25 protein-coding genes are annotated in these 26194 nt (G+C 41.7%); 14 read left to right on the top strand and 11 right to left on the bottom strand.

What is annotated here, in order from left to right; all coding sequences use genetic code 11:
- Nucleotides 1–263: 263 nt before the first annotated feature.
- The 3 genes from map to F0227_RS10330 all read left to right on the top strand — a co-directional run bounded on the left by map (nucleotide 264) and on the right by F0227_RS10330 (nucleotide 4421).
- Nucleotides 264–1127: a type I methionyl aminopeptidase gene (gene map / locus F0227_RS10340; protein ID WP_171753123.1), complete on the top strand. Its 864-nt coding sequence runs from the start codon at nucleotides 264–266 to the stop codon at nucleotides 1125–1127.
- A 116-nt stretch (nucleotides 1128–1243) separates the two neighbouring features.
- Nucleotides 1244–3865, top strand: a complete 2622-nt coding sequence (glnD, locus tag F0227_RS10335; RefSeq protein WP_171753122.1) for a bifunctional uridylyltransferase/uridylyl-removing protein GlnD — start codon at nucleotides 1244–1246, stop codon at nucleotides 3863–3865.
- Between the two features lie 172 nt (nucleotides 3866–4037).
- Entirely contained in the window at nucleotides 4038–4421 is a 384-nt protein-coding gene (locus F0227_RS10330; RefSeq protein WP_171753121.1) for a DUF3461 family protein, read from the top strand.
- A gap of 81 nt (nucleotides 4422–4502) precedes the next feature.
- Here F0227_RS10330 and truC read toward each other — a convergent pair whose 3' ends face one another.
- Complete coding sequence (truC, locus tag F0227_RS10325; RefSeq protein WP_171753120.1) at nucleotides 4503–5231, bottom strand: tRNA pseudouridine(65) synthase TruC; 729 nt, start codon at nucleotides 5229–5231, stop codon at nucleotides 4503–4505.
- Nucleotides 5231–5542 carry a YqcC family protein gene (locus tag F0227_RS10320; RefSeq protein WP_171753119.1) on the bottom strand — a complete coding sequence of 104 codons (312 nt, stop codon included), beginning with the start codon at nucleotides 5540–5542 and terminating at the stop codon, nucleotides 5231–5233. Before F0227_RS10320 ends, truC begins: the two co-directional genes overlap by 1 nt.
- A 203-nt stretch (nucleotides 5543–5745) precedes the next feature.
- Between F0227_RS10320 and F0227_RS10315 the strand changes: the two genes are divergently transcribed.
- Together F0227_RS10315 and F0227_RS10310 are read left to right on the top strand one after the other, a co-directional pair.
- Nucleotides 5746–6792 carry a DUF3549 family protein gene (locus tag F0227_RS10315; protein WP_171753118.1) on the top strand — a complete coding sequence of 349 codons (1047 nt, stop codon included), beginning with the start codon at nucleotides 5746–5748 and terminating at the stop codon, nucleotides 6790–6792.
- Nucleotides 6792–7091: a DUF3301 domain-containing protein gene (locus tag F0227_RS10310; RefSeq protein WP_171753117.1), complete on the top strand. Its 300-nt coding sequence runs from the start codon at nucleotides 6792–6794 to the stop codon at nucleotides 7089–7091. The genes F0227_RS10315 and F0227_RS10310 overlap by 1 nt, the downstream gene beginning before the upstream one ends.
- A 66-nt stretch (nucleotides 7092–7157) precedes the next feature.
- Here the strand turns inward: F0227_RS10310 and F0227_RS10305 are convergent, their stop codons facing one another.
- Nucleotides 7158–8156, bottom strand: coding sequence for a succinylglutamate desuccinylase/aspartoacylase family protein (locus F0227_RS10305; protein WP_171753176.1), 999 nt, complete (start codon nucleotides 8154–8156; stop codon nucleotides 7158–7160).
- A 796-nt stretch (nucleotides 8157–8952) separates the two neighbouring features.
- Here F0227_RS10305 and F0227_RS10300 point away from each other — a divergent pair.
- Nucleotides 8953–9231, top strand: coding sequence for a hypothetical protein (locus F0227_RS10300; protein ID WP_171753116.1), 279 nt, complete (start codon nucleotides 8953–8955; stop codon nucleotides 9229–9231).
- Complete coding sequence (locus F0227_RS10295; protein WP_171753115.1) at nucleotides 9228–9671, top strand: YaiI/YqxD family protein; 444 nt, start codon at nucleotides 9228–9230, stop codon at nucleotides 9669–9671. Before F0227_RS10300 ends, F0227_RS10295 begins: the two co-directional genes overlap by 4 nt.
- A gap of 118 nt (nucleotides 9672–9789) precedes the next feature.
- Here F0227_RS10295 and F0227_RS10290 read toward each other — a convergent pair whose 3' ends face one another.
- The gene (locus F0227_RS10290; protein ID WP_171753114.1) at nucleotides 9790–10566 is read right to left on the bottom strand and encodes a Zn-ribbon-containing protein; all 777 of its coding nucleotides are present in this window, start codon (nucleotides 10564–10566) and stop codon (nucleotides 9790–9792) included.
- A 3-nt stretch (nucleotides 10567–10569) separates the two neighbouring features.
- Entirely contained in the window at nucleotides 10570–11115 is a 546-nt protein-coding gene (gene syd, locus F0227_RS10285) for a SecY-interacting protein (protein WP_171753113.1), read from the bottom strand.
- Nucleotides 11116–11193: 78 nt separating this feature from the next.
- On the opposite strand from syd, the gene queF reads away from it, so the two are divergent.
- From queF to xni, 5 genes are all read left to right on the top strand, one after another.
- Nucleotides 11194–12039, top strand: coding sequence for an NADPH-dependent 7-cyano-7-deazaguanine reductase QueF (queF, locus tag F0227_RS10280; protein WP_171753112.1), 846 nt, complete (start codon nucleotides 11194–11196; stop codon nucleotides 12037–12039).
- A 19-nt stretch (nucleotides 12040–12058) separates the two neighbouring features.
- On the top strand, nucleotides 12059–14323 hold the full coding sequence (locus F0227_RS10275; protein ID WP_171753111.1) for a tetratricopeptide repeat protein: 2265 nt from the start codon (nucleotides 12059–12061) through the stop codon (nucleotides 14321–14323).
- 99 nt (nucleotides 14324–14422) lie between these two features.
- Nucleotides 14423–15997 (top strand): GGDEF domain-containing protein, encoded by a 1575-nt coding sequence (locus F0227_RS10270; RefSeq protein WP_171753110.1) that lies wholly within the window; start codon nucleotides 14423–14425, stop codon nucleotides 15995–15997.
- 153 nt (nucleotides 15998–16150) lie between these two features.
- Nucleotides 16151–17509, top strand: a complete 1359-nt coding sequence (gene ppnN / locus F0227_RS10265) for a nucleotide 5'-monophosphate nucleosidase PpnN (protein WP_171753109.1) — start codon at nucleotides 16151–16153, stop codon at nucleotides 17507–17509.
- Nucleotides 17510–17628: 119 nt separating this feature from the next.
- On the top strand, nucleotides 17629–18399 hold the full coding sequence (gene xni / locus F0227_RS10260) for a flap endonuclease Xni (RefSeq protein ID WP_171753108.1): 771 nt from the start codon (nucleotides 17629–17631) through the stop codon (nucleotides 18397–18399).
- A 173-nt stretch (nucleotides 18400–18572) separates the two neighbouring features.
- On the opposite strand, the gene rlmM is transcribed toward xni, so the two are convergent.
- The 6 genes from rlmM to pomA all read right to left on the bottom strand — a co-directional run bounded on the left by rlmM (nucleotide 18573) and on the right by pomA (nucleotide 24667).
- On the bottom strand, nucleotides 18573–19664 hold the full coding sequence (gene rlmM / locus F0227_RS10255) for a 23S rRNA (cytidine(2498)-2'-O)-methyltransferase RlmM (protein WP_171753107.1): 1092 nt from the start codon (nucleotides 19662–19664) through the stop codon (nucleotides 18573–18575).
- Nucleotides 19661–20065: a DUF423 domain-containing protein gene (locus F0227_RS10250; RefSeq protein ID WP_171753106.1), complete on the bottom strand. Its 405-nt coding sequence runs from the start codon at nucleotides 20063–20065 to the stop codon at nucleotides 19661–19663. Before F0227_RS10250 ends, rlmM begins: the two co-directional genes overlap by 4 nt.
- A complete protein-coding gene (locus tag F0227_RS10245; protein WP_171753105.1) occupies nucleotides 20058–20966 on the bottom strand; it encodes a transcriptional regulator GcvA in 909 nt (302 codons plus the stop codon). The genes F0227_RS10250 and F0227_RS10245 overlap by 8 nt, the downstream gene beginning before the upstream one ends.
- Nucleotides 20967–21338: 372 nt before the next feature.
- Nucleotides 21339–22787, bottom strand: coding sequence for a tRNA uracil 4-sulfurtransferase ThiI (gene thiI, locus F0227_RS10240; protein ID WP_171753104.1), 1449 nt, complete (start codon nucleotides 22785–22787; stop codon nucleotides 21339–21341).
- A 116-nt stretch (nucleotides 22788–22903) separates the two neighbouring features.
- On the bottom strand, nucleotides 22904–23890 hold the full coding sequence (locus F0227_RS10235) for a flagellar motor protein MotB (RefSeq protein ID WP_171753103.1): 987 nt from the start codon (nucleotides 23888–23890) through the stop codon (nucleotides 22904–22906).
- A 12-nt stretch (nucleotides 23891–23902) separates the two neighbouring features.
- Nucleotides 23903–24667: a flagellar motor protein PomA gene (gene pomA, locus F0227_RS10230; protein WP_171753102.1), complete on the bottom strand. Its 765-nt coding sequence runs from the start codon at nucleotides 24665–24667 to the stop codon at nucleotides 23903–23905.
- 377 nt (nucleotides 24668–25044) lie between these two features.
- Here pomA and xseB point away from each other — a divergent pair, with 377 nt between their 5' ends.
- Both xseB and ispA read left to right on the top strand, forming a co-directional pair.
- Nucleotides 25045–25296, top strand: coding sequence for an exodeoxyribonuclease VII small subunit (xseB, locus tag F0227_RS10225; protein ID WP_171753101.1), 252 nt, complete (start codon nucleotides 25045–25047; stop codon nucleotides 25294–25296).
- A gap of 2 nt (nucleotides 25297–25298) precedes the next feature.
- Complete coding sequence (gene ispA, locus F0227_RS10220) at nucleotides 25299–26183, top strand: (2E,6E)-farnesyl diphosphate synthase (RefSeq protein WP_171753100.1); 885 nt, start codon at nucleotides 25299–25301, stop codon at nucleotides 26181–26183.
- Nucleotides 26184–26194 lie beyond the last annotated feature (11 nt).

Genomic DNA, 26194 nt, shown 5'->3' with positions numbered 1-26194 from the left:
CGGAACATGTGTCGGTACGTGTGTGAGATAAAAAATATATGTGTATGGAGAAAAAACCGCATCGCCATCTGATGATGAAGACAACAGTTCTGCACTCCGGCGCGCTTTATACCACAAAAATGGCCTTCATTTCCAGCAAAAACACTCTAATGATCTGAGTAATTTGTTAGTTAAATGATAACGGAATTCAATTGCACTTGGATATCGCACTGGTAGAATAGCCAAATTGCATTAAAAATGCCGACTAGCATCGAGATAGATAGATGACGATTAAAATTAAAAACCAACAAGAAATCGCAAAAATGAGAATTGCCGGTAAGCTCGCTGCCGATGTTCTTGAAATGATTGAACCTCATGTAAAGCCAGGGGTTACAACAGAAGAATTAGATCAAATTTGTTATAAATACATAATTGATAACGGTGCTTACCCTGCACCTTTAGACTATCACGGCTTTCCTAAATCCATCTGCACATCAATTAATCACATTGTTTGTCACGGAATACCCGCCAGCAAAGATGAGATAGGAACAACCGGTAAAGGCAAACCTGCTGTACTGAAAGATGGCGATATTGTTAACGTCGACATCACAGTGATTATTCCTGACGACAGCAATGCCTCTCTTAATAGCCGCCCTGCCGGTTATCACGGTGACACATCAAAAATGTTCAATGTTGGCAATGTTTCAGCCGCAGACAAACGACTCTGCATGGTGGCGCAAGAATCATTGTACGCAGCAATGCGCAAAGTGAAACCCGGTATCACCGTTGGCGACATAGGAACGACTATCCAGAAATACATTAAAGGTGTGACACCACGATTCTCCATCGTAAAAGATTTTTGTGGTCACGGTATAGGTTTTGAGTTTCATGAAGAGCCTCAAGTAGTTCATTACAAAAACAGTGATAAACGCATCTTACAACCTGGGATGATCTTCACCATTGAACCTATGATCAATGCAGGTAAATTTGGCTGTAGCGTCGATTCAGAAGATGACTGGACGGTATATACTGGCGATGGTAAGAACTCTGCACAATGGGAACACACCATATTGGTGACCGAGTCAGGCTGTGAAGTGTTGACACTTCGAGAAGAAGAGACCATTCCTCGGGTTATGATCAACAAGTAGATATTTAAAAGCCTCTGTCATTTTTGCAGAGGCTTTTTCTTATATAATACTCACGACAATATTAAAAATGACATAGCCCCTTAACAGTACCAACTAAAAGCAACGGATTGCGATTAATGCCTTATTTATCTCCGCTAAAATTTGATGACGCTGAAATCACCTGTATCGATATAAAGCAGCAGCTAGACAAATTTACTCATATTCAAAAAGACGCTTTTTTAAAACGAAACTCCGTTACTGAACTAGTTTTTGAGCGTTCAAACTATATGGACCAACTGCTGCAACGATTGTGGCGTTATTATCAATTTTCCGATCGTGAAGACATCAGTTTAATCGCGGTGGGCGGTTATGGTCGAGGTGAGCTACACCCATTATCCGATATCGATATCTTGATACTCACTCAACACCCTATGACCGATGATATCGCCGCTAAAGTTAGCGAGTTCATCACCTTATTGTGGGACTTAAAATTAGAAATTGGCCATGCAGTAAGAACCATTGAAGAGTGCACTTCAGTAGGAAAAGAAGACCTAACGGTTGCCACTAATTTACAAGAAGCGCGCTTTTTATCCGGCAGCGAAGAGACATTTCATCAACTGAAGCTACTGATCCACTCTGAAAATTTTTGGCCAAGTGCAACCTTCTATCAAGAAAAAATAAAAGAGCAAAAAAGCCGCCACGCTCGTTACCACGATACCACTTATAATTTAGAACCAGATATCAAGTCTAGCCCCGGTGGCTTACGAGATATTCACACATTAAGCTGGATAGCTCGTCGACACTTTGGTGCAACATCTCTATTGGAAATGAGTAAATACGGTTTCTTAACCGACGGGGAGTATCGAGAGCTTCAAGAGTGTCAGGATTTTCTTTGGCGTGTTCGCTTCGCTCTTCATATCGAACTAAAACGTTACGACAACCGCTTAACATTTGCCCATCAAGCACAAGTTGCAGAAAATCTCGGTTTTACTGGCGAAAACAATATTCCTGTCGAAATGATGATGAAGGAGTTTTACCGAACTCTACGACGAGTGGCTGAGCTCAATAAAATGCTGGTTAAACTGTTTAATCAAGCCATTTTAAGTGAAGGCGAAGAAGTTATCGCTGAAATCATTGATGACGACTTTCAGCGCCGAGGGCCATTAATAGAGGCAAGAAAACCGGCGTTATTTCAAGCTCGACCGGAAACCATACTGGATATGTTTATCCATATTGCTAACGACTCAAGCATTGACAGTGTTGCCCCTTCCACACTAAGGCAACTGAGAACCGCACGACGACGACTCAACAGGTTTCTTCATACCATTCCCGAAGCTAGGGAAAAATTTATGTCGCTGTGTCGCCATCCCAATGCGCTGCATCGAGCCTTTACCTTAATGCATAAACTGGGTGTATTAGCAGCTTACCTACCGCAGTGGAGTCAAATTGTCGGGCAGATGCAGTTCGATCTATTTCATGTCTACACCGTGGATGAGCACAGTATGCGGCTGCTAAAGCATATCCATTCATTTAGCCATGCTGATAATCACCCCAAGCACCCTATTTGCTGTGAATTGTACCCAAGAATTCAAAAGAAAGAATTGCTGATCATTGCAGGGATATTTCATGATATCGGCAAAGGAAAAGGCGGTGACCACTCTAAAATAGGGGCAGTAGAAGCGTATAATTTTTGTATTGAGCACGGCCTTTCCAAACCCGAAGCAAAACTCGTTTCTTGGTTAGTTCTCAATCACCTTTTAATGTCTGTTACGGCGCAGAGAAGAGACATTTACGATCCAGATGTCATTGCTGAATTTGCAAAAACAGTACGTGACGAAGAGTATCTCGACCATCTTGTCTGTTTAACCGTGGCAGATATCTGTGCCACTAACCCAGAGCTCTGGAACAGTTGGAAACGAACACTATTAGCGGAGCTGTATCATTCCACTCAACGAGCATTAAGACGTGGGTTAGAAAACCCTGTTGATGTGCGTGACCGTATCCGCCACAACCAACAACTGGCATCAGCTCTATTACGAAAAGAAGGCTTCTCTGCACGAGAGATCGAACTACTTTGGCAACGTTTTAAAGCGGATTATTTCTTAAGACATACCCATAAACAGATTGCTTGGCACGGTAGCCATTTACTGGGCCCAGACAAAGAGAAACAAACCATTGTTTTAGTAAGTAAAAAGGCCACCCGAGGCGGCTCGGAAATTTTCATTTACTGTCAGGATCAACCTTCTCTCTTTGCTACCGCCGTCGCCGAACTCGATCGACGAAACTTAAACGTCCATGACGCGCAAATTATGACCAGTAAAGATGGCTTTGTTCTCGATACCTTTATGGTGTTGGACCAAAGTGGAGAGCCTATCGATGAGCAGTATCACCAGCAGCTTATCGATAGTTTGCAACAGGTACTGGAAGATACCAGTAAACGAAAAACACGATTACGCAGAACACCACGTAACCTTATGCATTTTAACGTAAAAACCCGTGTTGACTTTATTCCGACCAAAACCAATAAACGAACATTAATGGAGTTCTTTGCATTAGATACCCCAGGTCTTTTAGCGACGGTTGGAGAAACGTTCTCATTATTAAATATTCACCTTCATGCAGCCAAGATTACCACCATGGGTGAAAGAGCTGAAGATCTCTTCATATTGACCTCTCCTGATGGCGGCCGATTGTCAGATGAACAGCAGCAAGAGCTACGGGAAATGTTAGTGAAAAATATCTCTGAACTGGCTCCGTAACAGCAGATAATGTTGTGACGAGAATGTAAAAAACGATCTCGTTCACAACTCTCCTTTTTGAGCGAAATATCAACTATCTACCACGCAAATAGGCTGCTACAGTTAGATTAAGTTAACTTAATGAACTGAGCTAACCTACACTTAACTAACACGACTGTTTACGAGGTAAAGTATGTATCCAAACCTAACAGGTCTTGGGATTCATGATCCTAAACAAATAGAGCGTTATTCATTACGCCAAGAAGCTCACAAGGACGTGTTAAAGATTTACTTTCACAAGCAGAAAGGAGAACTGTTTGCGAAAAGCGTCAAATTTAAGTATCCAAGACAGGTTAAAAATGTATTGGTAGACAGTGGTACTCACCATTACAAAGAAGTCACCGAGATCAACCGGAACTTAACCCTTGTCATTGACGAACTCAACAGTATTACTCGGCCTGCCATGCTGAAAGAAAAGGATTTAAAAAAGAAAATTCTTTCAGACTTACGCCACTTAGAAAAAGTCGTCTCGAGTAAGATCCATGAGATTGAATCTGATCTTGAAAAGCTAAAATAACACGCCTTATTTTAGCTTCATTCAGGGTATCTTAGCTAAAAGGCGCTTATTAAAGCGCCTTTTTATATTTACAAACCTAGTTTAATAGCAGATAGCCTCTTCCCAGCCAAACTGATGTAATAAACTCTGCCAAACATCATCTAACCCTGCTTTTATCACGACGGGCTGATCAGTAAACGGGTGAATAAAGGCCAGTTCAGAGGCATGCAATAATAGTCGCTTCGCATCATAGTTCTGGCGAAAGAGACGATTATGTTTACCATCACCATGAGAAGTATCACCCACGATCGGATGCCTTAAATGAGCCATATGCCGTCGCAACTGATGCTTTCGACCTGTCTTAGGTTTCAGCTCCATTAAACAGTAGCGGCTAGTTGGAAACCGTCCTGTGGAATAAGGTACTTCAACCTTAGCCAAAGGACGATACTCTGTCACAGCATCTTTGGCTGGCTGATCGCTGTTTGCAAACTTATCGGCAATCTTATCCAACTCCTCTTTTAGCGGATAATCTAAAACCGCCCCCTCTTCAATCCAACCGCGAACAATCGCATGATAGGTTTTCTGCATCTGATGATTGGCGAACATAGGCATCACCTGAGAGGCAACATCACTAGACAAAGCAAAGACCAAGACACCAGAGGTAGGTCTATCCAAACGATGTAAAGGAAATACATGTTGACCAATTTGATCTCTCAAAGTCTGCATCACAAATTGAGTTTCATGTTTATCCAACCATGAACGATGCACCAACATGCCAGCGGGTTTATTGACCGCAATAAGAAACTCATCTTGATATAGAACATCCAACATCATCGGCATCCATTATCTATACGGTATAACACATCCAATACCTCGGTTTTATGATGATCTGATTTCCAAACCTCTTCAAAATAAGGAGAGATTGAAAATCCACTAACGACTTGCTGGTTTTGTAACATCTCGGATATCTTTGGAATAAATACCCATTGCAGCCACTGTTCTGGCAAAAGAGTATCTAAAGCGAATGGTTGTTGGCTATTTAGCTCTTCATCACTAGGAGGTTGACTCTGCCACATTTGACACTGTTTTAACGACTGTTCTAGTTGAAACAACAGATCAACAAGAGGAATTGGCTCTTTCATCGGTTTGATTTAGTTTGCTACCTTGAATTTTGCGATAAGAGTACCATTTATACTCAAGTGACCTCAAGATACAAGATTCAGAGCGCATACAAAGGGCGAGTTTTATAGGCTCCTGCTGAACAGACACTTTACCTGTTACTTGAGTATAAGACCCTAAGACCCCATGTATTAATCAAAGATGAAAGAGTAAATAAGCCGTAGCGATGGAAAACATACAAACCCTGACTCAACTGCTCACCAACAGTGAGTGTGAATATAAGATTTTTGATCTTGGAAGACGAATTCTTCCAATTAGCAATGCACTATTTTCTAATGTTGAGCAAAGCCAGCAAGCTTACCCTTATCCATTGCAACGGCATGCCCACTTAGCCATAGCTTATTGGAATGCAGAGAAGCAGCCTTGGATTTGGTTTCTAAAGTTCCCTTTAGATGAGCGCGGTTTATTTAAGCAATCGGATATCGGCAACTTTATTAAATATGTCGTTGAAGCAATGGGAACTCGATTGGCAAATAATCTTGATGAAAGCCAGCAACAAAAACTGGCCAATAACCCATACACCTTTAAACCGACTGAAGACAAAATGGCTCTATTTCATAGTCATATTAGAGCTTCGCTTGATATGCCTACTAGCCAATACTATGAGCATGCACAACACTACTTCTCTGGCGGCTTAGGTTGGAATAACTGGCAAACCGTTGGTATTCAAGGAATAACTGATATCTGTGCTCGCCTCTCTAGTGAAGAGAATGGCGTGGCAATAAGAAAAGCGCTAAAGCACCTACCTAATGAACCAAAGTATGCCCTTTTAGGCGCACTTGAGCATATCGAACTGCCTAAAAAGCTGGCTTTAACGCTTCAGCAAATGGCGGATGATCAAATAACAAGTTCAGAGCCGGATCTGTTTTTACTTGCGGCTTATAGCAGAGCATTAGCGGGCAGCGACAGCAAGATTCGCGATACAATAGTCACCGATATATTGGCGAGCCCTAGACTCAGCCATCAAGAAGTTCTGATCGCCATTGCAGGGCGTTGCTGGCTGTCACTGGAAAAGCAAGATTTAGCTCAGCAATTTCTACTTCGCTTAGCTCAAACGGGCAATCAAACACTGTTTAACCAAATATTTGCCGATTTAGTCATGCTGCCATCACTAAGAATGGTTTTGCTACCGCTACTTAATAGCAATCCGTCAGAACAGTTAGCTGACGCTCTCATTCAATTACAACAATCTACAAAATCAGGGAAGAGTTAATGATCGATAATTTGCTGGCTATTTTTGCCCTATGTTTTGCTTGCTTTCTTTTTTGGCAACAGAGGCGTCAATCTGAGCTGGCAAAAGCTGCGATATCCAGACGATGCAAACAGTTAGATTTACAGCTACTTAGTGTCTCTCTTGGTGCTCATAAATTTAAAACAGCAGATGGCCGTTGGCGATGGCATACGGTGTACAACTTTGAGTTTTCTGCGCTAGGGGATGACTACTATCAAGCGCGAACAATCATGCAAGGCTTTCGTGTCGTTCACTTTGACATTCCCCCTTACCGAATGTAATAACTCATTTCTTCACCTACATAGCGCCTTACTCAACTTAAACAATGAGCAACTAGCGAGACGTCATTATCGTATTAACCTGACAACCAGTGAACCGGGAGCCCTTACAGACTCAACGTTGTGACTGATAACGGTTCCTTCACTAGGTGACGGGTAGCTGGCTATCTCATCACCAAAACTGTTGTATTGAGTGGCTAACTTCTGCCCTTCAACAACCGTATCTAATAAAGATACATGGCAGATAACAAACCCGCCTTGCTCTGCCCTCACACTTATTATTTCATTTCCTTCAATACAAGGCGCATCAAGCTCATCAACCGATCCGTCTATTATTTGGTAAGACTTTAGAATATTTAAAATACCGTTACTGGCTCTCTCTACCATAGATAGATCGGAGTAGCGACCAATACCAACTTCAATGGTAATAGAAGCAATACCCGCGCGGTTATATACCGTTTCAAGAATCCCCGGATCACCGGGATCATTTAAAATCACATCTGGGTTCACCAATCTAGCCATTCGAATGGCATCGTCTAGACGGTAATCAGCAAAAACATACAGTGGGTAAGAGGAGCCACTGGTTTGAGAGTGTAAATCAATCGCTAAGTCCGCATTAGGCTTTAACAGATTCTGCCACAAACTATGAGCATAACGGTTAGCATCATCCCCGTTAGGGTTACCAGGAAACACTCTATTTAGGTTCGCTGAAGAGCTATCGGGTGCCGCAGAATGAAAATCTCGGCTATGACGGGCAATACCAGAAAGGTTAACCGTTGGCACAATAGTAACAACGCCTGATATCTCTTTTCCTTCCAGCAAGCGAGCTACACGTTGAGCAGTTAAAATACCATTTTGCTCATCGCCATGAACTCCTGCAGTAATCAGGATTCGTTTACCCGCTGAGCGTCCTTTAAATACACGTACTGGCAATGTTTGCGGATGTCCGATTGCATCCGTTGCTACCGCAAACCAAAACTTATGCTCACCCGCGCTTAATGTATCAACATCCAATGACTGAATCGTTGGATACATAGGGACAATAGATTCATTAAGTCGTTTATTCATCATGACCTCTAGCCTAAAGGTATAAGTTAATTTGCAAGTAGGTAGTGTTCTTAAACGAACAGGACAGCGGATAATACCATGTCGCGCCAGAGGTAATAGCAACAGAAAAATCACAAAAAGAAAAGCCCCAATGCTTTCACATTGGGGCTATAGTCTTACTCGCAGCAATCCGGCTACTATTTATGCTCCATGCATCATCCGTAATAGTACTGAATCCTTCAGTATATCCTTCATCGCCGTCCTGACGGTGTCCTGATATTCCGTATCACTAACATCCTAGTTAGTTCACTTCACTTGGTCCTTGAGCGGTGTCCCTTACATCATCCTGATGTTGTCCTATGCCCAGTCCTTTTGGTGTCCTTTGCAGTCCTTGCTGCCAACTTCCCGTTGACGCTAGCTCCAGCTAGTTCCTTCAATCCTTGTAGGTCAATATCCTATCAACCTGCCTTCATCCTGAAGATAACCTATTCCGTGGTTATTCTTAAATCCTAGTCCACTTCCTGTCGACACAAACTAGAATACGTTGAATAGAATCTTATACAAGCCAGTTTTTTATTCATTATTTAACTAACAAACAACCTAATAAAATCTTATCCTTATTAAACAGACAGTTAGAACAAAGCATCATCTAATTCACCACCATTTACTCGACTTTTCCTACAAGTCTTGTAAGAGATATCTCACAAGAAAAATATCAAATATAACGATCGAGAAATGTCAGCAATTTATTCCGCTTGCCAGTAGAATAGCCAAATAACAACCATGACTTAGGCAACTCACCATTAGGAGCCAATTAATGATGACCAAAGATGTCTCCGCAGAAATAGAAAAAGCTCTGCAACTTCTCACCGACAGCGGTAAACAGCCCACTGTCGCTTTAGTAAAATCTCGCCTAACCAGTAATGTACCAATGCCCGCAATTATCGCTGCAATTAAAAGTTGGAAAGGTAATAAGTCCGTTCCAAAAATTGAAGTGACTGATACACCATTATCCGCAGATGACAAAATCGCCCAATTAGAAGAGAAAATTGTAGCGTTAACGAAACGCATAGAGATGTTAGAGGCCAAACAATGAAAATATGGGTTGATGCCGATGCGTGCCCAAAAGTAACACGCGAAACACTATTTAGAGCAGCAGAACGCACCGGAGTTGAGTGCACATTTGTGGCAAACCATAGGATCCCGCTACCTAATAGAAACAATATTAAATCCATTCAGGTCGAGAGCGGATTTGATATTGCAGATAATGAGATTGTTCAACGAGTTGAAAGTGGAGATTTGGTTATTACCTCAGACATACCACTCGCTGATGAAGTCATCACCAAAGGGGCGCTTGCTTTAAATTCTCGAGGTGAACTTTATACCAAAGAGACCATTAAATCGCGGCTAAACATCAGAGATTTTATGGATACAATGCGCGCCAGTGGTGTGCAAACTGGTGGCCCCAATGCTCTTTCTCAAACAGAACGTCGGGAGTTTGCCAACCATTTAGACCGAATTTTAGCTAAGAGATAAGCGATATTTATTTTCTAAGCACACTTACCGTCTTACTACTTGAAGATGCATAGTAGCAGTGTCTTAGCAACTTCAAGTAGCAATCCCCTACTAACGTGTGAGAAGGGAAAATATCTGCTTACTTTAATATATCCCAAGAAATATTAGACACTATGCGACATGAGTGACATTGAAAATAAAACACATCATGCAATGGTTCATCCAATAACCACTCACCACCACATTTAGGGCATTTTCTCTCTTTCTCTTGCTGCAAGCTCTCTCCACCAACACGATATTGGTAGTAATAAGTAGGAATGGCTGTCAGATACTCGATTCGTCCTCTCAAATCCCATCCACGACGAAAAAGATCACTCGATATATTAGTGATCTCATTAAGTACCGCATGTTCGGCTTTGCATCCACCACCCATTTGCAACTCATCACAAGCTTGCCACTCTGTTTGCCACTTAATCACCGCTTTGTGATCGCCATTTAACGTGGCAGGATTTCTATATAACGGAATAGGCAATAACGACTCACCACTACGTAATGGAGAGCAAGTGTGAACATAAGTTGTATAAAGAACCTGCCATGCTGGTGATGCTTCTTCTGCGGCCTGTTCAGAATTAATATCACGCCCCAACAGACGTATCTTTGGCGATAATAGAGCAGCGTCAGACAGTTTTTCGATACTGAATTTAACGTAATCTGAGTGGTTATCTGGGTGTAAACTATCTTGCTCCGGACACACCAATCTGACAGTAAATGTTCCCTCCCCCATCACCAGAGGAAATTCGCGCCCCAGTATTTGACCATTAAAACGTAATGCTTCCATCAGGCCATTAATGGCTTTATCTACAGCGGAAATCGTCGTGTTATCAAAGCACTCAAACTCAAGTTCAACAACAAACATCGATTAAACCTCTGCCTTTATTTCAGACAAAAATTCCGTCAAATTCTGCGCCAGAACATCTCGCTGACTGGTCCCTAAGCGTTCAAGGATAATATTCCCTGTTAGATTACAAATTGAGATAACATCCATATCAGCATCCGTGGTGCCAATAAAGACCGTTGGCTTGAGTTTTAGACGACGTTGAGTCACCAAATGACCAAGTATGTTCTCCTGTAAACGAACAAAGTCATCATCACTCCACACTTGCAGTAGCACGAATGATTTTCCTTGCCACGTTGCCGTCATGTCTGCGCTATATTGGCTGCCATAAAATGTTTTGATGTCTTGCTGTAAAGCGAGATCGATACCCGCCTCTACATTAGAAAAATCAGCAGGTACTTCGCGTATCACAGGTTTCCAATATACGGCATCTTCATCTGTTTTATCCGCACATACAGACGCTAAACCAAACATCTCTTCGCTTTTGGGCAAACTGTTATGGTTATCTTGCCATGCATCGACAAATTGTTGAGAGAAAGAATGCAAAGCATCACGGACTGATTGAGTCATGTAAACTCCTTGAATTAATGACAGCGTATAGAGGATTAAGTAGAATTCCCCTATTCTAATCGATATTTGAAATGAAGTATGAGCAAATATTCAAATGCAAAAGCGCTTTCTGGTTTAACCCTTGGTCAAAAAACCGAATACAGCAACCAATATGATGCCTCTCTATTGCAACCTGTACCACGCAGCCTAAATAGAGACGACCTTAATCTCACTGACGATCTTCCTTTTCAAGGAGGAGATATCTGGACTCTGTATGAACTATCATGGTTAAACGACAACGGTCTGCCACAGGTCGCTATTGGTGAAGTCTACATCCCAGCAACCAGCCCGAATTTGATCGAATCCAAATCATTTAAGCTATATTTGAACAGCTTTAACCAAAGCCACTTCTCCCACTGGGAACAAGTTCAAGAAACATTAACAAAAGATCTCTCTGCATGTGCGGCAGCAGATGTTGATGTGCAGTTGAAAGCGTTATCTGAGTACAACTCACAACCGATCGCCGACATGAAGGGAGAATGTATCGACAATCAAGATATTGTCATTAGCGATTATACCTTCAACCCGCACTATTTAAATAATTCGGTAGGCGATGATTGCACAATAGAAACCTTACATAGTCACCTATTAAAATCAAACTGCTTAATTACTAATCAGCCCGACTGGGGCAGTGTAGAGATCCAATATACGGGTAATAAAATCGACCGAGAAGCCTTACTCCGCTATATTATCTCCTTCAGAGAGCACAATGAGTTCCATGAACAGTGCGTTGAACGAATATTCACTGACATAATAAAGTATTGCCAACCAAAAACGTTAACCGTGATGGCACGCTACACGCGACGAGGTGGCTTAGATATCAACCCTTATCGCTCAACGTGCCAGTCTAAACCCAATAATAATGTGCGGTTAGCTCGCCAGTAAAAAAGGTTTGATTGAAGGAATGAACAAAAGATTTGCTACCATAATTTCTCTACTGTTTTTCAGCATCACTGTATCTGCACAAGTTGAAATATCATCCAGCTCAAAAATTCTGGTTGAAGCAGAACGACTGGTTGAGGTCGTTCCAGAGCAATCAAAACAGATCGCGCAAAAATTCCTGACATCTCGAACACTGACCAATAAGAAAAAAAATCAATCATCCAACTCAAGAGATGAGGCCAACAATACGTTAAGAACTCCTAACACCAGTATCGATGCGTTACACATCATTGCCAAAGCTATGATGATATTAGGGGACAACAAAGGGGCGATTGATAGTATCGAACAGGCGGAAGTACTGGCTCGAAGCTATCAATTGCCTTATGTGTTATTAGAGACTCAGATCTTAAAGGCCCGGCTATTATGGCAAATAAGCAAAGATAAACTGGAAGTTCAACCTATCATCGATAACTTGGATGATGCTCTGTCGACGGCCAGCGATGTACAGCTTCTAGACAACAGTCTTCACTACCAACTGTTTATGTTAAAAGCAGACATCGCATCTTACTATCAACAAGTTAGTGATGCAGATAAGTTATACCAACAGGCAGAAAGCTACCTAGATGCAAACAGCAACAAGATCATTTATGTCGACTACCAAATTCAGCTTGGTGAGTATTACCTAAGTTATCAGGAGTACAACAAAGCGCTATATCCTCTTCTTTCCGCTTACTGGACTTCCGTAGAGAATGATATGCCCATCCAGCTCGCTAAAATAAATCAGATATTGGCCAAGCTGTTCTATCAAAAACATCTACTCGACAAGTCATTAGAGCACTTATCTCAAGCTGCTGATTTTTATGACAATTACCAAGACTCTCCCATTCTTCCCAGCGTTCTTAAGCAGATGGCAGATATCTATTATGATCAAGGAAAATTTAATTTAGCTCTAGTGCATTACTTTAATGTTCTGGATGCCGAAACGATAAGCAGAAATATTGAAGATGTTATTGAACTCCGATTAGATTTGGCAAAAACATATCTGCAACTATATAACTACCCATTAACAGAACAGTATATAAAAAGAGCAAATGCATTATTGTCCTATGCTAATTTAGACAGATTAGATTCACTGTCGTTATTATTACAAGCAAAATTATATTTTCTAAAAGGGCATCATGAAGATGCGATTAAACTGGCTAAAAAGGCATTAAAGATTTCTAGCAATATAAATAATATATCTTTGCAAATTAATGCGTATTACTTGTTAACAAATGTTTATGAAAAGAAAAATGACTTCTCTAATGCTTTTTATTATGGCAAACAATATAACAAGCTTATAACGACTAGCAAAAATCTATTGATTGACCTTTCTGAAAATGACTTCCGTCAACAAAAGCTATTTATTGAACGTTCTTTACACTATAAAGACCAAACCGAAGAACTGGCGATTCGAACGCAAAATATCACTCGATATCGCTACTCAACAACTATCTTGTTCTTCCTGTCGATGCTACTGGTCATTTTATTCATTCATCGCGGTGTAAAAAACCGTCGCATGCATTCACAATTGAAAGGACTCTATCAGGATCACTATACTCATCCTCGTTCCGGCCTACGTAATCTGCGTTTGCTTAACAAGAAACTGCCTTCTTCACTGGAACAGAGCAGCGCAAACTTTGAACAGTGGCAAATAGGTGAACTGATCAATGAGCCGCTGCATGATAAGTTACGATTCATGATGATAGACCTTCCTTTTTTAAGGACAATGTACCTAAGAAAAGGCTACAACGCAGGGTTGGACTTAGAGGGTGAGTTCGGCAAATATATCAGCACAAAAATAGTTAAACCCGCTCGCTTATATCATTTTTCCGACGCCATGTTTTTATATGTTGAGCCAAACACAAATCCAGATAAAACAGCAGAAGAGTTATTCGAACAAATAAAGCAGTGGGTAACAGAATTTGATGCCGATAAAAACATCGCTAAGATAGTTAGAGCTGGTATTGCAGACTATCCATTTTTACCACGAGCATATACCGCCATAAATGATAAGGAATTAATTGATATACTACTTATGGCATCTAATATGGCGAGAAGTTTACATATAGAGCTAGGTGGAAATCAATGGGTTTGCCTACGAGCAATAGAACATGCCCCTGCTGCGAGTTTCGCAAATGAGAATATTCGACAAGCTTGTCAAGATGCGATAGAAAAAGGATTGATTAAAATCGATTCATCTAACAAAATTGAGGACAACATCATAAAATCTAGTATTATTGATTAGTTTGTTAAGAGTTGTTGAATAAATAGAATGACCTTAACTGATATTTTGTTATTATCTTTTAGTTCGATTTAATTAGGATAGTTTTGCCTTTTTTTATATATGAGTGAGAAAAAACTCACTGGTCGCGAAGAAATCTTTGCACAAATAGACCAGTTAAAATTACAACTTGAACGAGCAAAACTAAAACATAGAGACGCTTCGTTCAAGCATACAAGAGAATCAAAGGTTCTAAAGCGGGTAGTTGCTAATCTTAGCGAAGCCTGCCTAGGATATAATGACGATCTTGATAAAGCTGTTCTATCATTAAAAAGTGAATTTGAAAAACGACAAGATGTCTCTAAGCTGATTCCTCGCTTAGCCATTCTTGAACGGATGTTAAAACAAAACTCTTATGCGATGGAAAAGAAAAAAGTTCATTTAGATGAAAGGGTAAAACATAGCGGTGAAACACTGCAGCGAATTCCGGGGCTCCCTGCTCAACTAAAACGTGACTTGAGAAACTTATTAAGCTTTCCATCAATAAAGAATCACAACCAACTCGATCAAGCAACGCGCCTTTTAGCTATCTATGAGCGCGCCATTAAGATCATTACTTCCAACACTTCTCACACATTGCAAAATGACCCTGCGCTGAATAAAGAGTTGCTGGCTAAGTTATCTGAAGAGCTGCAACATTTAATCAGTGAACTGGATTTTGATGGAGAGTCTGGAGATCTATTAAGTGATATCCGCATTAAACTCTTGGTTGGTGTCGACAGTGACGCTTTACTTGAACTGACTCTGCAAATATTAAAGTTAGTTATTCAAGGCACTCACTATGAAAGAAAAACATCAGAGCAGTTTCTCAGTCAAGTTAACAGCTCATTAGATAAGAGCATTAAAAGCTCGGTAAAAAATCTAGAACAGAGTGAGTCTTACGCAAAACATCGTCAGCAAATGACCAGTGAGCTTGTTGATATTACGCAAGAGACAGAAACGGCGCTGGAAAACGCAGAAGATCTCGATACCGCAAAATCCGCCATTAAACCTTTGCTAGAGCAGATCAACATGCTCACCGAAAGGTTAAAACACAATGAACAACGAGAGATGGCCATATTAGAGCGTGTTTCTCACAACAATAATCAGCTAGTCGGATTACATCAAGTCACACAAGATCACCGCAGAAGGCTTGAAGAACAATCACATAGAATGTTGATTGACCCACTGACAAAAGTCTTTAACAGAGCCGCTTTCTTAGAAAGACTAGAGCTCGAATACCACCGCTGGATTCGCAATCAGCACAACCTTCGTATTTTGCTGCTGGATATTGATAACTTTAAAGCTCTCAATGATAGTTTTGGTTATGCTGCGGGAGATAAAGCATTAAAAATTATCGCACGTACTATTTCTAAACAGATCAGAGAAGAAGATATACTGGCGCGCTTCTCTGGCGAAGAGTTTATCCTGCTGCTGCCAAACCTTGCCGATAAAGAGTGTCAAAACTTGCTGCAAAATCTACAGCTACAGATCAGCAAGCTGCCGTTTAAGTTTAAAGATCAAAACATTACGGTAACAGCATCAATCGCATTATCACAATTAAAGGACTCTGACACTCCTGAAGAAGTCCTCGACCGTCTAAACCTTGCACTTAACGAAGCCAAGCGTAGAGGCAACAACCAAATCGCTATCAAATAGCCCTCCTTACTTCCGCCACAATACTAATTTTTACTATTTTTCCTTTTTTTTCTTGTAGTTATCACTGAATTACATATAAGGTAGTTATATAACAAAATATTATTTAACCCTTAATTTTCTGTGGTTAAATTAATATATAACAAGGAGGAGATGATGATTACACATATTAGTCCTGCTGGTAGTATGGATTTACTCTCTCAGCTCGAAGTACAACGATTAAAAAAAGAAGCCACTAGCGACCTTTATCAGCTATACCGAAACTGCACGCTTGCGGTGCTCAATTCCGGTAGCCACACAGACAACTCACAAGAACTGTTGGATAAACATAAAGACTTTGATGTGGACGTCGTTAGCCGAGAACGAGGCATTAAGCTCGAGCTAACCAACCCGCCAGAAGAAGCCTTTGTGGATGGAACCATCATAAAAGGCATTCAAGAGCACCTCTTTTCCGTTCTTAGAGATATTGTCTACGTAAATATGCATGTAGCTCAGATGCATCAAGAGAACCAACATGACCCGATCCATATTACCAATTTAGTCTTTGCTATTTTGCGTAATGCGGGAGCTCTCCATCCTGGAATAGAACCGAACTTGGTAGTTTGCTGGGGTGGCCACTCCATCAATCCTGTTGAATATCAATACACTCGAGAAGTTGGCCATGAATTAGGCTTACGAGATCTCAATATTTGTACCGGTTGTGGCCCTGGCGCCATGGAAGGACCAATGAAAGGGGCAGCCATTGGCCATGCAAAACAACGTTTTGATGCCCAACGCTATATCGGGTTAACAGAGCCATCAATTATCGCAGCAGAGCCACCTAACCCTATTGTTAATGAACTCATCATTATGCCTGACATAGAGAAGCGTCTAGAAGCTTTTGTTCGTATGACGCATGGCATAGTCATCTTCCCTGGCGGTCCTGGAACCGCAGAAGAGCTGCTCTATATTCTTGGTATCATGATGCACCCAGACAATAAAGATCAGCCTATTCCTATTGTTCTAACGGGGCCAAAAGAGAGCGAAGCCTATTTTCGTTCCATTGATGCTTTTGTTGGCGACACTCTTGGTCCAGAAGCACAGGCACACTATCAAATTGTCATTGATAACCCTGCTAAAGCAGCACAAATAATCAAAGAAGCCATTCCAGATGTGCGTGAGCATCGGAAGCTAACCGAAGATGCCTACAGCTATAACTGGTCACTCACTGTACCTCATGAGTTCCAAGTACCATTCGACCCGACTCATGACAGCATGGCCAATTTAGATTTGCACATGAATCAACCCAAAGAGGCGTTAGCATCTAATCTTAGAAAGGCGTTTTCGGGTATTGTTGCTGGTAATGTGAAAGCTGAAGGGATAAGAGAGATAGAAAAACACGGGCCATTTGTTATCGATGGTGATCCTGAGTTAATGGATAAAATGGACAAGCTGTTGAGTGACTTTGTTAAACAACAAAGAATGAAACTGCCCGGTTCAACTTATACACCATGTTATAAAATCGCAGCAAAGTAATAATGACACTATAGCCAAGCCGTTAAGGTTAATAGTGCCAATTTATAGTTGGTTGGGTGAACCGGTAAATAGGGTTATAATAGGGGCTGATTTAAGCCCCTGTTATTTATTGGAATACTATGTCTATTCATCTTGTGATCATTGATGCGCTAAACCTTATCCGTCGAGTCCACTCTGCTCAACCCGATCCCACCGATATCGCAAGAACAATAGAAACCACAAAGCGTACAATAAACCGTATCACCAGCGAATCACAACCAACCCATATTATCGCCGTATTTGATCACCATCAGCAAGATCGCGGTTGGCGTGCTGATGTTCTGCCCAGTTATAAACAGAATCGTAAACCCATGCCTGAACCACTTAAAGAGGGCTTAGAGTCTATACAGGATGCTTGGTGGAAACTCGGTATTGATTCTCTGTTATCGGAAGGAGATGAAGCTGACGACTTGATTGCAACGCTTGCGGTAAAGGTCGCCACGCACGGTGAGACAGTGACCATTATCTCTACCGACAAAGGTTACTGCCAACTCCTTGCACCAACATTGCAAATACGTGACTACTTCCAACACCGCTGGTTGGATGCCGATTTTGTCGCAAATGAATTTGGTATCAAGCCACAACAGCTCACCGACTACTGGGGGCTTACTGGCATCAGCTCTAGTCAGGTTTCAGGTATTCCCGGAGTTGGCCCCAAGGCAGCAAAGGAGATACTCACTCAATTTGATGACATTGAATCCGCCTACCAGTCACAAGAGTTAGTAGAAAAATACCGAAAAAAATTAGATGAACATATCGCCTTAGCCAGAACATGCAAAACCATTGCGACATTAAAAACGGATATAGAACTTGGTTTTAACCTACAAGATCTTCGTTATCAACCGAGTTAACTTTACCCAAGACAACTGCCATCTTTCGAGTCTATCTGACTTCGCTTGATACCGATCTAAATTGATTAGGTAAACTTAGGACTAACTAGGTAATGACAACAGGAATGTAGGTAGAGAGACAGTATCAGCAGAAACATAGAGTTAACCATGCTTCTGCTCACTTAGCGGACTAATTATCTTGGAGAGATATTAGATAAACACTGGATATGAACCGTGATCTCTTCTCGATCATGATATAGGTGCTTCGCTTGAAGCTTATATTTCACATCATTATCAGTCAGAAACTGCTTTAGTGTTTCAATATCTTCCAACACTTCATCATAGCGACCTTTCATCGGCAATTTCAGGTTAAAAATGGTCTCTTTTGCCCAACCACGATAAATCCATTCACCAATAAGTTTCGCCACTCTTGATGGCTTTTCTATCATATCGCACACCAACCAAGTTACGTTTTTTCGGGCTGGTTCAAATTTGAAACCATCCACCATATGGTGCTTCACTTGCCCAGTATCCATTAAACTATCTGCCATCATGCCATTATCAATCGCATGAACAAACATGGAACGCTTCACCAACTGATAAGTCCAGCCTCCGGGACACGCCCCCAGATCAACGCCCCACATTCCTGACGCTAATCGTGTCTCCCACTCTTCTTTTGGAATAAACACATGAAATGCTTCTTCTAGCTTTAGAGTCGAACGGCTAGGCGCGTCAGAAGGAAATTTCAATCGCGGTATGCCCATAAAAAATTGAGAGTTATTACTGGTATAAGAGTAACCAACATAACAATGACCGGGAGCGACGAAACAGACATGCAGTACAGGCTTCTTAGCGTTATCTTTCTTATACAGTAACCCTTTACCTCTCATTGCCTGACGCAATGGAACCGTAAATTTACGACAAAACTTCAACAGCTCTTTTGCTTCATTGGTGTCCGGTGTTTCAACTCGCAAGTCACCACAAACAGGAAACGCGTCACTGTCTGCCAGCTCAACCAATATTGGTGAAATACGGTCATCTTTTGGCAACTCACTAAATTCTGCTGCAATGGCAAACATTTGACGGGCAAAAATAAGTGATTGAAAATCGATGTTCTTAATTAGTCGATCAGCATCACCCTGTTGATAACATTCAAACAGCACATAACCGGTGTTATTTTTTACGCGCGGAAACCCAAACACTTCTAGCTGAGTCGCTTTATCTTGAATTTCTCCAGCACACTCTTTTTCAAATCCAGAGCGACAATACAGCATTACCTGTTTCATTGGGTATCCTTAGTAAGCTTTAGGGCAGAGAAGGTAAACACTCCCCAACCAATAATAAACATTAATCCACCAAACGGAGTGATTGGACCAAACCATTTAGCACCAGTTAGTGCTAGCCCATAAAGACTGCCACTAAAACAAAAGATGCCGATGATAAAGCAAATTGACGCGCTGAAAAGCCCTTTTTGCACTTTCGGGCAATTTACTCCTCGAATCAGCACCGCACAGGCGATAACCGCAAAGGTATGCCATGCTTGATACTGAACTCCGGTCTTAAACACCTCTAATAGATAGTCTGACAACACCGATTTCAGTCCATGTGCAGCAAATGCCCCTAGCCCAACCACCATCATTCCGGATAGGCCGGCAAATACAAGTAAATAAGCCCAACGATTACTCATCAATCAACACCTCTTGCTCACTGGCCGCTTTTGCCAACATCCAATCCCTAAATGTCGCGATCCGACCAGATTCCGCTTGCTTATCATGACACACAACGTAAAACGCATTCTTACTCACCAGAACTTCATCAAATGGCGACACCAGACGGCCTGCATCGAGCTCTGGCTGGGCGAGTACGTTATTTCCTAGTGCCACACCTTGTCCGTGTACTGCGGCTTGTAGCACCATTGTAGAGTGGCTAAATATCGGGCCATGATTAACATTAACCCCCTCTATCTGATTCTGCTTAACAAACTGCTTCCACTCTTTTCTTGAGGTATCGTGCAGCAAGGTATGGTCTTTTAAATCCGCTAAACTCATCAGTGGTTTTTTAGCCACCAATAACTTAGGAGAACATAAAGGAACTAAGTACTCCTGATAGAGCTTGTCAGCCTTAAGCCCCGGCCAATGTCCACGACCATAATAGATGGCAACATCCACATCGTCTGTCAGCGACCCTTCATCAAGATCAACCGCTTTAATTCGCACATCAATGTCAGGCTCTTGTTGATTAAAGTCTGCCAACCGCGGAACTAACCATTGAATAGCAAAGCTGGGTGATAAACTAATCGTTAACGCCCCCTTCTCATGCCTTTCAAGCACCTTATCCGTCGCTTCGGCAATGGCACTAAAAATATCCTTGATATCCAAAAAGTAACTCTGCCCCTCTTCGGTTAATAACAGAGAGCGATTGCGGCGCCGAAACAGCTTTATACTCAAAAATTCTTCTAATGCTTTTATTTGATGACTAACCGCTGCCTGAGTCACAAATAACTCCTCTGCAGCACGAGTAAAACTTAAGTGTCGAGCCGCTGCCTCAAAGACTTTCAACGAGTTTAGCGGGGGCAATCTTCTGGACATTTATAACCTCTGGTTAACACATTAGTTTTTTTTATCTGAAACATTATAAAATGTCCATTGCCTGACAGCCAGAGAAATTCTATATTTCGCTTCGCAGCTCATTCCTGAACGGCTTGATTCTTTGAATCAATTGGTTTGATGTTGCGATGTTGTGTTTGCAAAACTCGACTTCGAGTTGAGGTAGAATTCTACCACTGTGTCTTGCTTCAAACCCTTGTGGCCTGATACATACTTCCTGTATAAATTTGACCTGTCTGTCAAAAAATTTATTTTGCACTGCCTTATGGCGGTGCTTTTTTTTGTCTCAATTTCTAGCCATAAAAAAACGGCCAACCGAAGTTAGCCGTTCAATATCACAATTTTGCTTTTTAATTAAGGACGATACACTTTCACATTGTTAAATCCTTGATCTTGAAGATAGAGTGCTTGCAAGCGACTCATCACGCCACGATCACAATAAAGCAGATACGATTTAGATTGGTCCAGATCGCCAAACTTTGTCGCTAGCTTATAAAATGGTAGGTGTTTTACTTCAACACCATCCAACTGCAACGGGTTATCGTCTTCTTCATCAGGGCTACGAATATCTAGAACAATGGCGTGCTCTTCAACCGCGGTCACTAACTCCACGTCAGGGACTTGCTGTTGGGTCTCTTTTTCTATATCACGGATATCCATTACCCGAGCGTTGTACACCACGTCATCAAGAATAGAAAAATCGAACTTCTCTTCTTCCGCTTCCAGCTTAGACTTTATCGCTTTAACTGTCGGCTTCTTCGAAATAACACCGCAATACTCAGGCATTACTTTTGCGAAATCTTCGGTACCAATCTTGCGAGCGAGATCAATGATGTCTTCTTTATCCCAGTTAATCAGTGGGCGCAGAATTAAGCTGTCGGTTACTCCATCAATATGGCGTAAGTTAGTCAAAGTCTGGCTGGATACTTGGCCTAATGCTTCACCCGTAACTAATGCTTCAATGCCAAACTTCTCAGCAATCATGCCACCTGCGCGCATAAACATACGCTTAAGCACAACGCCCATCTGGCCATCGTCAACTTTTTCTAAGATTTCTGCCACTACAGGTTCAAAATCTACCGCAATAAACTTCACCTTGGCCGATGAGCCGTACTTATTCCATAAGAAATGAGACACCTGCTTCACGCCAATTTCGTGCGCAGGACCACCCAAGTTAAAGAAGCAGTAATGCGTTTTAGACCCACGCTTAATGTGTAGGTAACTGGAAACACCAGAATCAAAACCACCAGAAATAAGGCTAAGCACATCTTCCTGAGTACCCAATGGAAAACCACCTAAGCCTTTGTGGCGAGCCAATACCTGATTGAGCTTCTCATTGGCGACCTCAATATTGACCGTCACCTCAGGTTTGTTCAGTCTTACTTTGGCACTTTCTACTGCTTGGTTTAAACCACCACCAACGTAGCGTTCCAGTTCAATAGAGGTAAACTCATGCTTGCCGCGACGCTTAACACGTACAACAAAGGTTTTTCCTTCAATTTTTTTGGCGCTCAGCTGAAGTACTTGCTCATAAATATCATGCATGTCTTTAAATTCAGACTGCTGAACTTCTAGCACATGATGAATCCCGGGAGTATGAGTTAGCACCGTCAGAACTTGCTGATAAAACTCATCACTATTAGCGGTGACTTCAATATGATCACGTCGATTAAAAACGGCAACCGATTCGGCTCGCTTTTGAATAATATTACGAATATTACATTCTAGGATGCGAGTAAATCGCTTACGGACAGATTCGCTTTTAACAAAAATTTCCGGATGAGGTTTAACAATAAATTTCATAAGTGGATTCGCTATAAAACTGAGGCGCAAAATTATACAGAAAAAGGGGGAAGACACCAAGGTATCTTCCCCCTATTAAACAAACTAGCGATAATTTAACTTATCTCCAGCTAAGGTTAATTTGTTTCAGGCTGCTGTACGCTAACTTCATCGCTATATTGTGGTTTACCTTGCAGTATACCAATCTCTACTCTTCGGTTCTGTGAACGTTGAGTCGGCGTTAAGTTACGATTTAACGGCTCTGTGTCTGCCATTCCCCTTACGCGTAATCGCTGATGATCAAACCCTGCCACTTTTTCCATCTCTTGGGCGACGGATACCGCTCGTTGTGACGATAAATCCCAGTTTGAACGATAAAGTTCAGAGTCGAGAGGTTGATTATCGGTATGACCCGATACTCGTATGACACCAGGTACGTCTTTCACTAAATCCGCGATTTGTCTGACCAAAGGTCGGAACTTAGGCTGTAAGAAAGCAGAACCTGCAGGGAATGCACCTTTTTCACGAATGCGGATAATGATCTCTTGCCCTAAGTTTTCGACTTCTAATGCGCCTTGATCTATCTCTCGCTCCAGTGCTTTCTTAATCGTCTCTTCTAACGCATCGGATTCCGTTGCCATAGAATCAGCTTGAGCTTCACCTTGTGACTCTTGGTCTTGGTCTTGCTGTTGCTCAGATTCTGACTGGGTGTTCTGATTCATTTTTGTTGAAACTTCAGGAGATTGACCGCCCGTTTGTTGTCCTGCATCTCTGTTCTTACCACCCGCTTTATCTGACTCCCCTTCATGAAAATCAAGAGTGGGCTGAGTGATATCAATCGTTTGCTGCATAATGACATCAATAGGCGTAGGTTCAGGTCGCCCTGGTCGAAACTCCTGTGCAATCACACTCGTTCCTTTAGGAATATCTTTCACTTCAAGGCGATTTTGCACACCAAAAGCAAATTTCATCGAACCCGCGATCTGCTTAAACTTCAGTACATCCATTTCAGAAAAAGAAAGTAAGAGTACAAAAAAGCACATCAACAGTGACATCAGATCAGAGAAGGTAGCCATCCACAATGGCGCGCCGGGGGGCGGACATTTGCAATCTTCTTCTTCCATTACATCTTTTCCTTACTCATTATCGACATCAAGAACACGTTTCTTCTCATTGAGATAGTTCTTCAGATAGCTATCGATAACACGAGGGTTCTGTCCATCCTGAATAGCCAATACACCATCCATAATCAAACGGCGATTTAGCTTTTCTTGTTCGCGACGCAGTGACAATTTGTCCGCAATAGGGAAAAACAGCATGTTTGCCAGCATGGCACCATAAAGTGTGGTTAATAGAGCAACCGCCATTGCAGGACCGATGGATTTTGGATCATCCATGTTTGATAACATGGCAACCAAACCAACCAATGTACCAATCATACCCATCGCTGGTGCTACATCACCATAAGCTCTAAATACACCACTTCCTTGGGTATGACGTTCATCAGTTAATGATATATCTTTCTGCATCGCCGCTCTAACGACTTCAGCATCATGCCCATCTACAAGCAGGTCGATCCCTTTCTGCATAAAACTGCTGCTGATTTCCATCTCTTCAAGAGCCAAAAATCCACCTTTACGAGCAGCGTCAGCCATCTCTACGATCTTCGCAATAAGATCTTCTGGATCATCGGTTTTAAACAGAAATGCTTTACCCGCAATTTTAAAAGCACTAAAGAACTGCGCTAAGGTAAATTTCATCAAGACAACACAACTCGAGCCGCCTACTACGATCAAAACTGACGTAGTATCGAAGAACATACCAAGGCTGCCACCTAAAATCATTGCCATTACGACAAAGGCAAAACCGCCGATTAAACCTATTAATGTTGCTAAATCCACTAAGCACCTCTTATGCTAGTTAGTTGAATGCAGTTAGTGAGGGAATAGTCATGCTATCGGCAATACTCTATGATTATTTAATGATTTGTTTGAAAAATATCATATTTTGCCAATTATTCTTTCGTTTACAGGATAAGCCCAGATAGAGGAATTTCCAAGTAACTCTTTCCCTTCTATGCCCTCTCAGAGCACATTCCTGCATATATAAGGAAATAGATTATCGATACTGGCAATCTATACATGCGTACTGAGGCTAAATGGGTATATAATTGACTAACTATACAAGATTATAATTTACAAGACTGTTAACCTTTCTCGTTTGACCCTAATCGTGCACTAAGGTAACGTTCTAACACCTCATTAGAAGTAGAAAAATCATGGCAAGCAAAAAACCTGAAAATATGACGTTTGAAGCAACATTAAACGAACTGGACACGATTGTTGAGCAGATGGAATCTGGTGATCTTGCCCTCGATGATGCGCTAAAAAACTTTGAACGTGGCATTGCTCTGGCACGTGAAGGGCAAGCAAAATTAACTCAGGCAGAACAGCGTGTCTCTATTTTGTTAGAAAAGAGCGACGATGCCAATCTTGACGCGTTTCAGCATACTCAATCAATAGAAGAGTAATCATGAACGCTAGATACTCCCAATATCAAAACAGAAACAGTGCCGAACTGGAATTTTGGTTGTCTCAATTTGACCATCAACAACAATCATTAATTCAAGCAATGCGCTATGGTCTGTTGCTTGGAGGAAAAAGAGCTCGCCCTTATCTGGTCTATATTACCGGAGAAATGCTAGGCTGTGAGTTAACCGCTCTAGATACACCGGCCTCAGCCATCGAATGCGTGCACGCTTACTCTCTGATACATGATGATCTTCCAGCAATGGATGATGACGAACTTCGTCGTGGTAAAGCAACCTGCCACATTGAGTTTGATGAAGCCACTGCGATATTAACGGGTGACGCGTTACAAACCTTAGCCTTTACTATTCTTTCTGAAGGCAAGCTGTCGCAGCAAGGTGAAGCAAAACGTATAAAAATGATTCAGCTTTTAGCCAAGGCTTCTGGTGCCAGCGGCATGTGTCTTGGACAAGCTTTAGATCTTGAAGCAGAAAACCGCACTGTAGAGTTAGACCAACTAAAAACCATTCATAAAAATAAAACCGGCGCACTCATTAAGTGTGCAATCAGAATGGGCGCCCTCGCAGCGGGTGACGCAGGAGAAGCGATACTTCCTCAACTGGATCGCTACGCAGAGGCATTAGGGCTCGCGTTTCAGGTTCAAGACGATATCTTAGATATTATTAGCGATACTGAAACCCTTGGAAAACCACAAGGCTCAGATCAAGACTTAAATAAGTCCACCTATCCATCACTATTGGGGCTAGAAGGTGCTCAACAAAAAGCACACTCTCTATTGCAGGAAGCACTTCATGCTTTAGAGTCAATCCCATACAATACCTCATTACTTGAAGAGTTCGCCCGATACGTCGTCGAGCGCAAAAACTAACCACCATAAGC

The organism is Vibrio sp. 99-8-1, from assembly GCF_013114595.1.
Classification (GTDB): Bacteria; Pseudomonadota; Gammaproteobacteria; order Enterobacterales; family Vibrionaceae; genus Vibrio.
Note: the sequence above shows the minus strand (reverse complement) of the source record. Positions and strands in the feature narration are given on the sequence as shown.